The following is a 14,327-nucleotide window of genomic DNA, read 5'->3' as shown; positions in this document are numbered from 1 at the left end:
ACCGTGAAATAATCTCGAGAAAATTACGGCGCCCTGCCGGCGCCAGCACCCCAATAAAAAGAGGCCCCCATCCACCCGGGCAAGCCCGCCAGGACAGAGAGACAAGATGACCATCATCCGTTACCCGGAATCGAACGACCTGCGCAACCTCGTCAAGTTCTGCGAGAAGGACGGCACGATCTGGCTGGCCGAAAACCGCATGGTGCTGATGCACACCACGGCGCTCGGCGCCCTGCGCCGCGAGCTGGTCGGCTCGGTCGGCAAGGAACACGCCCGTCGCCTGCTGACCCGCATGGGCTACGCCGCCGGCGTCAGCGACGCCGAACTGGCCAAGCGCATCCGCGGCAACCAGTCGCTGCAGGATGCCTTCTTCACCGGCCCGCAACTGCACATGCTGGAAGGCGTCGTGCGCGTGACGCCGGTCGAGATGGCGATCGATTTCGAAAAAGGCAGCTTCTACGGCGAATTCCTGTGGGAGAACTCCTGGGAACAGGACATCCACCTGCGCGAACTGGGGCGTTCGGAAGACCCTGTCTGCTGGTCGCAGATCGGCTATGCCTCGGGCTACACCTCGGCCTTCATGGGCCGCTTCATCCTGTTCAAGGAAGTCGAGTGCGTCGCCTGCGGCCACAACAACTGCCGCATCGTCGGCAAGCCGCTGGAGGAGTGGGAAGACGCCGAGGAGCACGCCAGCTATTTCGAATCCGACTCGATGCTCAACCGCCTGCTCGAACTGCGCCACCAGGTCGACTACCTGCGCACGACCATCACGCAACAGGTGCAGACCCAGCAACTGGTCGGCAACTCGGTCGGCTTCAAGCACGCCTACGACCTCGTTACGCGCGCCTCCGGCACCCAGGTCACCGTCCTCCTGCTCGGCGAAACCGGCGTCGGCAAGGAGCGCTTCGCGCGCACCCTGCACCAGATGAGCCAGCGCAAGCAGGGACCGTTCGTCGCCGTCAATTGCGCGGCGATGCCCAACGACCTGATCGAGTCCGAACTGTTCGGCGTCGAGAAAGGCGCCTTCACCGGCGCGCATACCTCGCGCATGGGCAAGTTCGAGCGCGCCGACGGCGGCACCCTGTTCCTCGACGAAATCGGCGAGTTGCCGCTCGCCGCCCAGGCCAAGCTGCTGCGCGTGCTGCAGGAAGGCGAGATCGAGCGCCTGGGCGACGACCGCGTGCGCAAGCTGAACATTCGCCTGGTCGCCGCCACCAACGTCGACCTGCAGACGGCGGTCAAGGAAGGCCGCTTCCGCTCCGACCTCTACTACCGCCTGAGCGTGTACCCGATCCAGATTCCGCCGTTGCGCGAACGCCTGGCCGACATCCCGCCACTGGTCGACGCCATGCTCGAACGTTTCTGCACGCTCTACGAGAAGAAACTGCTCGGCGTCAGCGACAAGGCGATGCAGGCGATCAAGAGCTACCGCTGGCCAGGCAATGTGCGCGAACTGGAAAACATGATCGAACGCGGCATCATCCTCGCCCCCAACGGCGGCTGGATCGAGATCGAGCACCTGTTCGCCAACGTCGCCGTCAGCGACTTCCACGAAACGCAGATCAGCCAGGCGGGCAGCCTGGAAGCGCAACCGGAACCCGGCGCCAAGTCCGACCTGATCAGCGCCATCCTCGACAGCGGCATCGCCTTCGACGACCTGGAAACCCGCCTCATCGACGAAGCCGTCAAGCGTGCCGACGGCAACCTGGCCGGCGCCGCGCGCACGCTCGGCATCACCCGGCCGCAACTGCAATACCGCCTGAAGAAGAAGGACGGCGTCTGACGGAGAACGCGGCATGGAATTCCGCCAACTCAAATACTTCATCGCCGTCGCCGAAGAACTCAACATCGGCCGCGCCGCCAACCGCCTGCACATCTCGCAGCCGCCGCTGACGCGGCAGATCCAGCAACTGGAAGAGGAATTCGGCACCCAACTCTTCCTGCGCACGGCGCGCGGCGTCGAACTCACCGAAGCCGGCGAGATGTTCCTGCGCGACGCCCGCAACATCCGCGACCTGATGACCCAGGCCGTCGAGCGCGTGCGCGAGGCCGGTCAGGGCAAGCGTGGCAAGATGGACATCGGCATCTTCGGCTCCGGCATCCTCGACGTCATTCCCAAGGTGCTGCACGCCTTCCGCGCCCGCCACCCCGACGTGCAGATCGCCCTGCACCAGATGAGCAAGAAGGAACAGATCGAAGCCCTGCGCCAGCACCGCATCATCGCCGGTTTCAACCGCATGCTGGCGCCGCTGCCCGACATCGCCAGCGAACCGGTGATGATCGAAAGCATCATGGTCGCCCTCAACGAAAAACACCCGCTCGCCGCCAAGCCGGCGATCCTGCTCAAGGAACTGGCCGGCCAGCCGCTCATCCTGTTTCCGAGCGGCGCCCGCCCCAGCTTCATCGACAAGGTCTGGGCCCTGTGCGCCGACGAAGGTTTCGAGCCGCAGGTCGCCCAGGAAGTCGGCGACGCGCCGACCAGCGTCGCCCTGGTCGCCGCCGGTTTCGGCCTCAGCCTGGTCCCGGAAGCGGCCAGCAGCCTGAGCGTGCCGGGCGTCGTCTACCGCCGCCTGGCCAACGCCCCCGACGCGGTCGTCGATCTCAGCTGCATCTACCGCAGCGACGAAAGCTCGCCGCTACTGCACGCCTTCCTGCAGACGATCCGCGAATTCAGGGAAAAGCACGGCGGGCGGCACTGAGCGCCGCCTCAGCCCGCCGCCGCGTCGATCGATTCGCCGTAATGCCGGAAGGCGTCGCGCACGGTGTGGATCATTTCCGCGTCGTCCCAGGGCTTGGTCAGGAACTTGTAGATCTCGCCGCGGTTGATCGCCTCGGTCAGGCTGTCCAGCGCGGTATAACCGGAAAGCACCATGCGCACCGTCTTCGGGTGCATGGCCCGGGCGCGGGCGAGCAACTCGGTGCCGCTCATGCCGGGCATCCGCTGATCGATGATGATGACCCCGACCTGGTGCTCGGCCAGTTGCCGCAGCGCCTCCTCGCAACTACTGGCGGTCAGGATGCGGTAGTTCTCGCGGCGCAGCAGCCGCGACAGCGAACTGAGAATGCCCGGCTCGTCATCGACCAGCAGCAGCGTCGACGTCGCCTCGTTATCGACCGGGATCTTCGCCGGCTCGTAGGCGATCAGGAAACGCGTCATTTCTTCCGCCGGCAAGGGCCGGCTGATCAGGAAACCCTGCATGACGTCGCAGCGCAGCGAGCGCAGGTAGCGCGCCTGCCCGCTCTCCTCGACGCCTTCCGCGACGACCTCGAGACCGAGACTGTGGCCGAGGGCGATGACCGCCTTGACGATCGACGCGTTGCCGAGATTGGTCGTCATGTCGCGGACGAAGGAGATATCGACCTTCAACTTGTCCACTTCCAGCCGCTGCAGGTAGCCGAGCGAGGAATAGCCGGTGCCGAAGTCGTCGATCGACAGGCGGATGCCGAGCGCCTTGAGTTCCTCGAGCACCTTGAAGGATTGATCCCGGTCGACCATCAGGAAGCTCTCGGTGATTTCGAGTTCGAGTTGCTGCGGGGAAATGCCGGTCTCGACGAGGACTTCCCTGACCGACTCGACCAGTCGGCCGCGACTTAGCTGGACGGCCGAGACATTGACCGCGACCTGCCGCGACGCCAGCCCGTTGTCCGCCCACTGCTTGATCTGCCGGCAGGTTTCGCGCAACACGTAGTCGCCCAGCGCCACCACCAGCCCGCTCTCTTCGGCGAGCGGGATGAACTCCGCCGGCAGGATCTGGCCGCGCTCGGGATGCAGCCAGCGGACCAGCGCTTCGAGGCCGACGATGTCGCCGCTGATCAGGTCGACCTGCGGCTGGTAATGCACGCGCAGTTCGCCGTTGCTCAAGGCCTGGCGCAACTCCGCCTCGAGTTGCAGGCGTTGCTTGGCGCGCAGCCCCATTTCCGGCGAGAAGAAACGCAAACCGCCGCGTCCCTGGACCTTGGCCTGATGCAGAGCGACATCGGCATTGCTCTGCAGGGTCTCGGTGCTGCCGCCATCGCCCGGAAAAACGGCGATGCCGATACTGGCGCCGACATAGACGCTCTGCCCCTTGAGCACGAAAGGCGCGGCCAGGGCGTCGATCATCCGCTGGGCCTGGAGGTCGATCGCCGGCGCCTCGTCGCCGCAGTCGAGGATGACGCTGAATTCGTCGCCGGCGGTGCGGGCGATGGCGTCGCGCTCCGGCAGCAGGCTCTGCAGGCGCTGGCCGACTTCGATCAGCAACTGGTCGCCCAGGCTGTGGCCGAGGCTTTCGTTGATCATCGCGAAATTGTCGAGATCGATGCTGAGCAGCGCGAACTCCCCCTGGCTGGTAGCCGCGTGCAGGATCGCATGCTGCAGCATCTCGGCGAACAGGACGCGGTTGGCGAAGCCGGTCAGCGGATCGCGGTAGGCCAGGGTGCGGTACTTCTCTTCGCTGACCTGAAGCAGCGCCGTGCGCTGGGCCACAAGGTCTTCCAGAAAGCGACGCAGGCGCGCCAGTTCGAGATGATTGCGGATGCGCGCCCGTACCTCGTCGATGTCGAAGGGCTTGGTGATGTAGTCGGCGGCGCCGAGGTTGAAGCCGCGGACCTTCTCCTCGGTGGCGTCGATCACCGTGACAAAGATCACCGGAATCCGGTTGCCCTGCGGCAGCGCCTTGATACGGCGGCAGGTTTCATAGCCATCGAGTTCCGGCATCACGATGTCGAGCAGGATCAGGTCGGGCAGCACGCTGCCGTGCAGGACATCGAGCGCCTTGGCACCGCTGCTGGCGACCATGATGGTGTATTCGTCCTTGAGCGCGGCGAGCAGTTCGTGGATGTTCTCCGGAACGTCGTCGACGACGAGCAAGGTTGGCGGATGCGCCGGATCGGCGTGGGCGGCGATGTCGAACAGCACCGGGTGCTTGCGGTAGCGCCTCAACTCCAGTTGATTGCGCACCCGCGCCTTGAGCAGTTCGGCATTGACCGGCTTGGTGATGTAGTCGGCCACCCCGAGCGAGAAGCCGCGCGCCTCGTCGGCCGCCTCGGCAAGCGCGGTGACGAAGATCACCGGAATCTCGGTGGTGACGGGATTGATCTTCAGCGCGGCGAGCACCGAGTAGCCATCCATGCCGGGCATCCTGATGTCGAGCAGGATGAGGTCGGGTTGTGGCTGCGCCTGCGCCAGTTCCAGCGCCTTTTCGCCGCTGGTGGCGGCGACGATGGCGTAGTCCTCGCGCAGAACGCCCATCAGCGCGTGCAGGTTCTCCGGAACATCGTCGACGATCAGGATGCGCGGACGCAGGCCGGTCGTTTCACTGGCGGTGGGGGTCATGACTGCGAACTCTCGTCAAGGGCGGCGATATTCTTCAATTGGGCAACGGCGCTATCGATATCGAAGACATCGACGTACGCGGCAACGGCATCGACCACCGGCACCAGCGGCGTTCCCGCCACCCCAGCGCGCAGTTCGTTGAGCAGCGGCTCGACGGCGCCGAGATCGTACTCCAGCGCATTGGCCAGACGCTCGAGCAAGGCGCGCAAGGCGGCGGGCGGCAGTGGCGCGGCGGCGGGCGAAAACGCCGGCGCGGCCGGTGTGGCGAGCGAATCGATCGCCGCCATGGCCTGGCGCAACAGGGTTTCCACCTCGTCGAGCTGTTCCGCGGCAGGCGTCAGGCCGCGCTTGAGGAGATTGTCGATGACGGTGAATCTTTCATACAACGCGTGCGCCCCGAGGTTGCCGGTGACGCCCTTGAGGGTGTGGCAATGCGCCTCGGCGGCGACCGTGTCGTCCTCGGCCAGGCGTTGCCGCAGGATGCTCACCGCGTCGGCGTAGTTTTCGCGGAACCGCCGTAACTGCTTGCGGTAGGAAGCCACCTTGCCGCCGATCCGGCGCACCCCTTCGCGGGCGTCGAAAGCCGTCTGGGCCAGCAAGTCATCAGGAATACCGCCCGCCGACGCGGGGACTTCCGTCGGCGCCGCCACGGGGCTGACGGCGGGGGCTGAGCGGCCGACCCATTTGGCCAGAACCGCCATCAGCCGGTCGGGCGAAATCGGCTTGGTGACATGATCGTTCATTCCCGCCGCCTGGCTTTGTTCGGCATCCTGAGCCATGGCCAGCGCGGTCATGGCGATGATCGGCAGGCGGGCGTACTTCCCGTCCGGCAAGGCGCGGATCCGGCGCGCCGCTTCAAGGCCGTCCATGACCGGCATCTGGATGTCCATCAGCACCGCATCGTAGTCCTGCTGCCTGACCTTGCTGACGGCGACTTCACCATTTTCCGCGACGTCGACGACAATCCCTTCGTCACGCAGCAGCTCGCTGGCGAATTCGCGATTGATCTCATTGTCTTCGACCAGCAGCAAGCGCGCACCGGCCAATTGGCCGTGGGCCACGAGATGCGGCGCTACCGGCTGCCTCGCCTCTTCGTTCGCCCCGCCATCGCCGCCGAATACCCGGCCGCGCCCGAGCACGGTCAGGATCGTGTCGAGCAGTGTGGAAGGCGGCACCGGTTTGATCAGGAAGGCATCGATGCCAGCCTGCTCCGAACGTTTGAACACGTCCTCGCGACCGTAGGCGGTGACCATCACGATCTTTGGCTGGCGCGCCAGCGAGAGGTCGCTGTGGATGCGCTGCGCCGCTTCGTCACCATTCATGCCCGGCATGTGCCAGTCCATCAGCACCAGGTCGAAGGGGGCGCCGCCCGCCGCCCGCAGGGCGGTCAAGGCCGCCGCGCCGCTGGCGGCGGTGCCGACGTCAAGGCGGAAGAAACGCAGCATCTCGGCCATGATCTCGCGCGCCGCCTCGCTGTCGTCGACGATCAGCACGCGCACGCCCTGCAACAGCGGCCCGGCCCGCTCGACCAGCGCCCGCTGGTGCGCCTGTGCGGCCTGGGCAATCGGCAGGCGGAGGGTGAAACAGATCGTCGTGCCGACGCCGGGCTGCGTATCCTCGACCCAGATCCGGCCCTGCATCAGTTCGATGAGATTCTTGCTGATCGCCAGTCCCAGGCCGGTACCGCCGAAACGGCGGGTGGTGGTCTGGTCAGCCTGGGTGAATTTCTCGAACAGCCGCTGCTGCACCTCCGGTGCCATGCCGATCCCGGAATCGCGCACGCAGACTTGCAGGCTGACTTCGTCGTCGGTCACGCTGAGACAGCGGAAGGCCAGTTCAACCTCGCCCCGCTCGGTGAACTTGACGGCGTTGCCACACAGGTTGAGCAGAACCTGACCCAGGCGCAGCGGATCGCCGATCAGCCGCGACGGGATGGCGGGATCGTAGCGGATCAGGAATTCGATGCCCTTGTTCTCCGCCTGGAAACCAATCGCGTCGGCCAACCGCTCGAGCACGCCATCGAGACCGAATTCGGTCGCCTCAAGCTCAAGCTTGCCGGCCTCGATCTTCGAGAAATCGAGGATGTCGTTGATGATGCCGAGCAGCGAATGCGCCGCCCCCTGCGCCTTGCCGAGCTGGTTGCGCACCGTCGGCGGCAGCTCGACGTTCTTCAGCGCCAGGTAGAGCATGCCGAGGACAGCGTTCATCGGCGTGCGGATTTCGTGGCTCATGTTGGCCAGGAACTCGCTCTTCACCTGCGTCAGACGCTCGGCTTCATCCTTGGCGGCAAGGTATTGGGCGGTGCGCTGGCTGACCTGCTGCTCCAGATTGGCGCGCTCCGCCTCCAGTTCGCTGGTGCGCAACGCCACCTGCCGGCGCAGCAGGAAACTCGCCGCCAGCAACAGCAGCAGCGCGCCAGCGGCAATTCCCAGCGACCACAGCAACCAGCGCGGCGCCAGGACTTCCGGTGGCATCGCCATCGCCCGGTGCAGCGCCTCGAAATAGATCGAACCGGCATCGTGCCGCCAATCCACCAGATGACGGTCGATGGCGTCGAGCAGGTCAGTGTTCTGCCCCTTGGCGGTGGCGAAGTACAAGGTCGACGGCAGAAAGACGATGGGCGTCTCGACCAGGTGGTAATTCTGGCCGTTGCGAGCGGCGAAGAAACTGTTGGTGACGACCGCGTCGGCCTTGCCCTCGCTGACCAGGCGATAGCCTTCGTCGAGCGACTTGACCTTGAGCAAGTGGTAGGAAATCCCCGCGTTGTCGAGCAACTGCGTGATGAAAGACGCCTGGATGCCGCCGTCGAGCACGGCGATGCGCATCCCGGCGAGGTCGGGCAGGGTCTGGATGTTGCGCTTGGGGTGGGCATAGATCTGCGACCAGCTACTGGCCACCGAGAACTTGTGGAAGGAAAAAATCCCCGCCCGCTCGGCCGAGAAGGCGACATCCGGCATCAGGTCGATCTCGCCCTGCTGCAAGGCTTCGAGGCACTTTACCCAGGTGCAGGGAAGGTATTGCAACTGCCAGTGTTCGGCGCGGGCGATCGGTTCGAGCAATTCGCCAAACAACCCGGCCGCCTTGCCCTGCGACGAGGCGAAGATTTTCGGCGGATTTTCGTAGACCCCGACGCGCACCACGCGCGCCTGCCCGGCGCTGTCCCCGCCGCAACCGACCGTCGGCAGGAAGAGCAGCGCCACGAGCCATGCGAAGAAGATTTTCCGGGCTTGCATGGCATAAGTCTAACCCCATTCGCAGCGCAAGCTGAGTGCATTTCAGCGCGGGCCGTGCAGCCCGCCTGCCGGGCTCGCGGGCCGGCGCCACGGCCTTCGGAAGCCGCCCGCCCGGCGCTTCCCGCATCAGATGCGGAAGGAGCCGACCGACGCCGTCAATCGCTCGGCGAGCCGGTCCAGCCCCCGGGCCTCCTGCAGATTGACCGCCAGACTGGCCGTCGTCGCCTCCAGTGCCGCCGAGATGCTCTCCATGTTGCGTGCTATCTCGTTGCCGGCCACCGCCTGTTCCTTCACCGACAACTCGATCTCGTCGATCCCGCGACTTGCCTCGCCGACACGCCCGATCGCCGTTTCCAGCGCCCGCAGCGTATCGGCGAGCGATGCCTGGCCATTGGCCAGCGTCTCGACCCCGCGCTCCACCGAACGGGACACCGACTGGGAATTTTCGGACAAGCGGCGGGTGAGATTTTCGATGTCCTCGCCCGAACGCCGGGATTGCTCGGCCAGCTTGCGCACTTCGTCGGCCACCACGGCGAAACCGCGCCCCGATTCGCCGGCCCGCGCCGCCTCGATGGCGGCGTTCAAGGCCAGCAGATTGGTCTGCTCGGCAATCGCCTTCACCTGCTGCGTCAGGGCGGAAATCGAACCGGTATTGCGCACGAAAGCCTCCGTCGTGCTCCGGATGTCTTCGACCGCCTGCTGCGTTTCGCGGACCCCGGCGGCCAGCAACTGCATCTGGTCCCAGCCGCTGCGGGAGCAGGACAGGCTTTCCGCCGACAGGCGGCGAACCTCGCCGGCCCGCTCGGCGACTACCGAGATGCTCACGGCGAGCTCTTCGATCGTGCTCGAAATCCGTGTCACCGCGTCGTTCTGCAGCGTCATCCCGGCGGCGCCCGATTCCGACTGCTGGCGTACCGTCGTCGCGCTCTCGGCGATCATCCCGGCATCCTGGCGCGCCGCACTGACCAGCCTGGCCAGACTGGCATTCATTTCGGACAGGGCACGCATCAACTGCGACGCTTCGTCGCTGCCGGCGACCTCCCGCTTCTCGCTCAGATCGCCCGCGGCCACCCGCTGCGCCGAGGCAAGCGCTGCCGCCAATGGCAACAGGGTGCGCCGGCGCAGTCCCGTCGCCGTCAGGATCAGTGCCAGCGCGCAGAAAAACGACAACAGCGCGGCATTCATCTTGATGAACTGCGACGCGCGAAAGGTCAGCGGCGCGAAATCGCGGGAATTCCGCATCATTGCATCCATGCCGGGACGCAGCCGGAGCGCCAGTTCGCGCGACAAGGCACCGCTGGCGGCCGGATCGGCGGCAAGGATGGCGAGCATGCCGTCCACATCGGCGATGTCCTTGGCCGGCAGCTCGATCAACGGCGCAAAACCGAACAGGCCGAGCATCGCCTTCTCCACGGCGAAGGTCTCGTCGCCCGCCTGGACGGCCAACGCGCGGGCATCGCGCAGCATTTGCGCGACATCGTCGACTCGGATCGCCGCCGCATTGCCCGCCGCCTGCTCCACCGCCCCCAGCGCCGCGTCGATACGCAGGGCGAGTTCCATGTGATTGCGCTCGAGAAAATGGAAGGTGGCCGCCTTGCCGAGCAGACGGATGCCGTACACCTGGATCACGATCACCGCGACGATCGTCCAGATCGCCAGCGAAAACCGCTGCCGCAACGACCACTGAGCAGCGCGGAAAAATCCCCCGAAATCATCGAAAACCATTGCATCCCTCTGCGGTGCCTCCATGCCGAGGACACGGACCACCGGTAATGGCCAGGCGAACGCCGGTCGCCTGCAAACCAGGATGGCGAAACTATCGTTCCCGGCCAGCGCCGGCCATTAGACTTTGGTTTAGATGGCGCCCAGCCATCGTCAATTTACGATTTCGGAAAAACCCCTGACTCTGACCTCGGTTATAATTGCGCCCTTTGCCGAATCCGTTCGCGCATGGAGCACCGGTCAATGTCCCATTCCCTCTTCCCGCCCTTGCTCCGCCGTTTCTGCGGCGTGTGCGCGGGAATTGCCGCGTTGGTCATGCCGCTTGTCGCAAGCGCCGACCTCGAGGTTCACCCGCGTCTGCAGACCTCGATCCCGTCGTCCTTCCCGACGCTGGGCGACGGTCTCAACATCATGGAAATCGGCCCGCAGCCCGAACTGCCGCTGACCATCGACCTCACGCTGCGCTCGTCCGACATCTGGGAACGCGTGCGCAACGGGTTTGCGATGACCGATCTCAACGACGATCTGGTCCTCCATTACCAGCAGTGGTACATGGCGCGCCCCGGCATGCTGCGGCAGATGATCGAGCGCAGCCGTCCCTACCTGCACCACATCGTCGAAGCCCTTGAAGAGCGCGGCATGCCGACCGAACTGGCACTGCTGCCGATGGTCGAAAGCTCGTTCAACCCGATGGCGCATTCGCCGGCCGCCGCTTCCGGGCTGTGGCAGTTCATCCCGGCCACCGGCCGTCGCTTCAACCTGGAGCAGAACTGGTGGCAGGACGAGCGGCGCGACGTCTTCGCCTCGACCAACGCCGCCCTCGACTACCTGCAAACCATCTACGACATGCACGGCGACTGGCACCTGGCGCTGGCCTCGTACAACTGGGGCGAAGGCGCGGTCAAACGGGCCGTCGAGCGCAACGCCGCGAGCGGCCTGCCGACCGACTATCCCAACCTGCGCATGCCCAAGGAAACCCGGCATTACGTGCCGAAGCTGCAGGCACTGAAGAACATCATCGGCAATCCGGAAACCTTCGCCCGCCTCAACCTGCCGCTGATTCCCAACGAACCCTACCTGGCCACCGCCGCCGCGCCGCGGCCGATGGACGTCAAGACGGCGGCCCGCCTGGCCAACATGAGCGTCGAGGAATTCCGCCACCTCAATCCCTCGCACAACCGGCCGATCATCAAGGCACACACGCCGCTGATCCTGCCCGCCGACCGCATCGCCATCTTCAACGCCAATCTCGCCAACAACCAGGCACCACTGACGCAGTGGCAGGCCTACGCGGTGAAGTCACCGCAGCGGATCAACGACATCGCTAGCCAGCTCGGCGTCAGCAGCCGCGAACTGATCCAGGCCAACGGTCTGCCCGGCAATGTTCGTCTGGCCGCCGGCTCGAAATTGCTGGTTCCCGGCAACGGCAATCTGGAAAGCCTGCAACGCATGCTGGGCATGGAATCCTCACCGGCCATCATCGCCCCGGAACCCAGGGCCCGGGGCAAAAAGGGCAAGAAGGGCAAGGCCGGCAGCGCCAAGAACAAGAAATCGGCGGCGGGCAAGGCCAAGGCGGGCAATTCCCGGGCAAGCAAGGCCCGCAGCAGCGCGGGCAAAGGCAAGCCGACACCGCGCGGCAAGAAGAAGCGCTAGCGAGCTTCCCCTGCCAGCGGCGGAAGACGCCAGGCGCGCTGGCCGCTCAAGCGGCGAGCACGCAGGCGACCGTGTGCGTCGCCGAGACGGCGACGCTATCCGGATAGCGCTGACGACAGATTTCGCTCGCCCGCGGACAGCGCGGGTGGAAGTGGCAACCGGCCGGCGGCCTGGCCGGCGACGGCGCTTCCCCGGCCAGCGCGATGCGCTGCCCGGCGCCGTCGAGACGCGGCACCGGCACCGCCGACAGCAGCGCCTGCGTATAGGGATGGCGCGGCTTGCCCAGCACTTCTTCCGCCCTACCCTGTTCGACGATGCGGCCGAGGTACATCACCGCGATGTCGTGCGCCAGGTATTCGACGACGGCAAAATTGTGGGTAATGAACAGGTAGGCGACGCCCAGTTCCGCCTGCAGCGTCTTCAGCAAGTTGAGGATCTGCGCCTGCACCGAGACATCGAGCGCCGAGGTCGGCTCGTCGCAGACCAGCAGTTGCGGCTGCACCGCCAGCGCGCGGGCAATGGCGATGCGCTGGCGCTGGCCGCCGGAGAACTCGTGCGGGAAACGCTGCGCCGCGTCGGCCGGCAGGCCGACCTGCTGCAACAGCGCGGCGACCAGCGCCGCCGGGTCGCCTGCAACACCGAGCGCGGCAATTCCTTCGGCGATGATCTCGCCGATGCGCAGGCGCGGGTTGAGCGAGGCGAACGGGTCCTGGAAGATCATCTGCGCCTGCTGGCGGGCGGCGCGCAGCGCACGGCGGTCGGCGCCGACCAGCTGGCGGCCGGCCAGCGTCACGCTGCCGGCGGTCGGCGCGATCAGTTGCAGCAGCGCCTTGCCCACCGTCGTCTTGCCGCAACCGGATTCGCCGACCAGGGCCAGCGTGCGGCCCGGTGCGATGGCGAGCGAAACGCCGTCGACGGCGCGGACATGGCCGACGACGCGTTGCAGGATGCCCTGGCGGATCGGGAAATGCACTTTCAGCTCGGCCACTTCGAGCAAAGGCGCAGCGACCGCTGATTCGGCGGCGACCAGCGCCGCCGGCGCCATGCCGGGCAACGCGCTGCCCTGCCAGTGGCAGCGCACGGCGTGCCCGGGCGCCGCTTCGCGCCAGTCCGGCGACTGCTCGCGGCAGACCGGCATGACCTGCGCACAACGCCCGGCGAAGCGGCAACCGGCCGGCATCGCCGCCAGCGCCGGCACCTGGCCGGGGATCGTGGTCAGCGCCGTGCCGCGCCGCGAGACCTCGGGCAGCGCGGCGAACAGCGCCTGGGTGTAGGGATGGCGCGGCGTCGTGAAGAAGTCCTCGCGGCTCGCCACTTCGACCAGCTCGCCGGCGTACATGACGCCGATGCGCTGGGCCATGCGGGCGACCACGCCGAGGTCGTGGGTGATCAGCAACATGCCCATGCCGCGCGCCGCCTGCAGGCCGGCCAGCAGGTCGAGAATCTGCGCCTGCACGGTGACGTCGAGCGCCGTCGTCGGCTCGTCGGCGATCAGCAGTTCCGGCTCGCCGGCCAGCGCGATGGCGATCATCACCCGCTGCTTCATGCCGCCGGACAGCTGGAAGGGATATTCGTCGAGCCGCCGCTCCGGATCGGCGATGCCGACCTGACGCAGCAATTCCAGCATGCGCTGGCGCGCCGCCGCGCCGGCCAGGCCGCGGTGGCGTTCGAGCACCTCGCCGATCTGGCGGCCGACGGTGAGCACCGGGTTAAGGCTGGTCGCCGGCTCCTGGAAGATCATCGCCATGCGCCCGCCGCGATAGGCCCGCATCTCGGCTTCCGGCAAGGCCAGCAGCTCGCTCCCGGCGAAGCGCACCGAGCCGCCGGCGATCCGCCCCGCCGTCGGCAGCAGGCGCAGGATGCCCTGCGCGGTGGCCGACTTGCCGCAGCCCGATTCGCCGAGCAGGGCGAAGGTTTCGCCGCGGGCGATGGCAAAGGAAATGCCGTCGACCGCGTAGAGCAGCCGCTCGCCGGCCAGGAAGCCGAGGCGCAGGTCGTTCACGGTGAGCAAGGGGGTATCGGCCATGGCGGGAATCGGTGACGGTGAGTTCAAACGCAACGCGCCGGATCGCGCCGGATCAGGATGCCGGTACCGAGCGCAGTGAGCGCCGCCTCGCGGCAGGCCAGTTGGCGGAAATGGCGGCGGAAGCGGTCGGCGTCGCGCAGGACGAGGTTGGGCGGCTGGTCGTCGTTACCGCTGAAGAAGGCCAGCCCGGCCTCGTGCAGCAGTTCGGCCATGCGGTCCGGATCGGCATCGCTGGCCGCGAATTCGGCTTCTGGCATGGCGAATACCCAGGCCGCGGCATGCACCGTGACGCCCGGCGCCAGTTCGCTGGCGAGCAGCGCCTGGACCGCTTCCGGCCCCTGGCGCTTGTAATCGGCGAGATGGATCAGTTCGGACATCG

8 protein-coding genes are annotated in these 14,327 nt (G+C 66.5%); 3 read left to right on the top strand and 5 right to left on the bottom strand.

Annotated elements, in window-relative coordinates; translation table 11 throughout:
- Positions 1–106: 106 nt before the first annotated feature.
- Together ACLIIZ_RS11370 and ACLIIZ_RS11365 are read left to right on the top strand one after the other, a co-directional pair.
- On the top strand, positions 107–1,783 hold the full coding sequence (locus ACLIIZ_RS11370; RefSeq protein WP_416692237.1) for a sigma 54-interacting transcriptional regulator: 1,677 nt from the start codon (positions 107–109) through the stop codon (positions 1,781–1,783).
- A gap of 13 nt (positions 1,784–1,796) precedes the next feature.
- Positions 1,797–2,699 (top strand): LysR family transcriptional regulator, encoded by a 903-nt coding sequence (locus ACLIIZ_RS11365; protein WP_416692236.1) that lies wholly within the window; start codon positions 1,797–1,799, stop codon positions 2,697–2,699.
- A gap of 8 nt (positions 2,700–2,707) precedes the next feature.
- Here ACLIIZ_RS11365 and ACLIIZ_RS11360 read toward each other — a convergent pair whose 3' ends face one another.
- The 3 genes from ACLIIZ_RS11360 to ACLIIZ_RS11350 form a co-directional block, all read right to left on the bottom strand.
- Complete coding sequence (locus ACLIIZ_RS11360; RefSeq protein WP_416692235.1) at positions 2,708–5,314, bottom strand: EAL domain-containing protein; 2,607 nt, start codon at positions 5,312–5,314, stop codon at positions 2,708–2,710.
- A complete protein-coding gene (locus ACLIIZ_RS11355) occupies positions 5,311–8,547 on the bottom strand; it encodes a response regulator (protein WP_416692233.1) in 3,237 nt (1,078 codons plus the stop codon). The genes ACLIIZ_RS11360 and ACLIIZ_RS11355 overlap by 4 nt, the downstream gene beginning before the upstream one ends.
- Before the next feature lie 126 nt (positions 8,548–8,673).
- The gene (locus ACLIIZ_RS11350; RefSeq protein WP_416692232.1) at positions 8,674–10,272 is read right to left on the bottom strand and encodes a methyl-accepting chemotaxis protein; all 1,599 of its coding nucleotides are present in this window, start codon (positions 10,270–10,272) and stop codon (positions 8,674–8,676) included.
- 312 nt (positions 10,273–10,584) lie between these two features.
- On the opposite strand from ACLIIZ_RS11350, the gene ACLIIZ_RS11345 reads away from it, so the two are divergent.
- On the top strand, positions 10,585–11,922 hold the full coding sequence (locus ACLIIZ_RS11345; RefSeq protein ID WP_416692231.1) for a transglycosylase SLT domain-containing protein: 1,338 nt from the start codon (positions 10,585–10,587) through the stop codon (positions 11,920–11,922).
- A 46-nt stretch (positions 11,923–11,968) separates the two neighbouring features.
- On the opposite strand, the gene ACLIIZ_RS11340 is transcribed toward ACLIIZ_RS11345, so the two are convergent.
- Together ACLIIZ_RS11340 and ACLIIZ_RS11335 are read right to left on the bottom strand one after the other, a co-directional pair.
- Positions 11,969–13,948, bottom strand: a complete 1,980-nt coding sequence (locus ACLIIZ_RS11340; protein WP_416692230.1) for an ABC transporter ATP-binding protein — start codon at positions 13,946–13,948, stop codon at positions 11,969–11,971.
- Between the two features lie 23 nt (positions 13,949–13,971).
- Entirely contained in the window at positions 13,972–14,325 is a 354-nt protein-coding gene (locus ACLIIZ_RS11335; RefSeq protein WP_416692229.1) for a hypothetical protein, read from the bottom strand.
- Positions 14,326–14,327: the final 2 nt, after the last annotated feature.

Origin of the sequence: Azonexus caeni (assembly GCF_048146105.1) — a bacterium.
Lineage (GTDB): Bacteria > Pseudomonadota > Gammaproteobacteria > Burkholderiales > Rhodocyclaceae > Azonexus > Azonexus aromaticus_B.
This window is presented reverse-complemented; position numbering and strand designations above follow the sequence as displayed.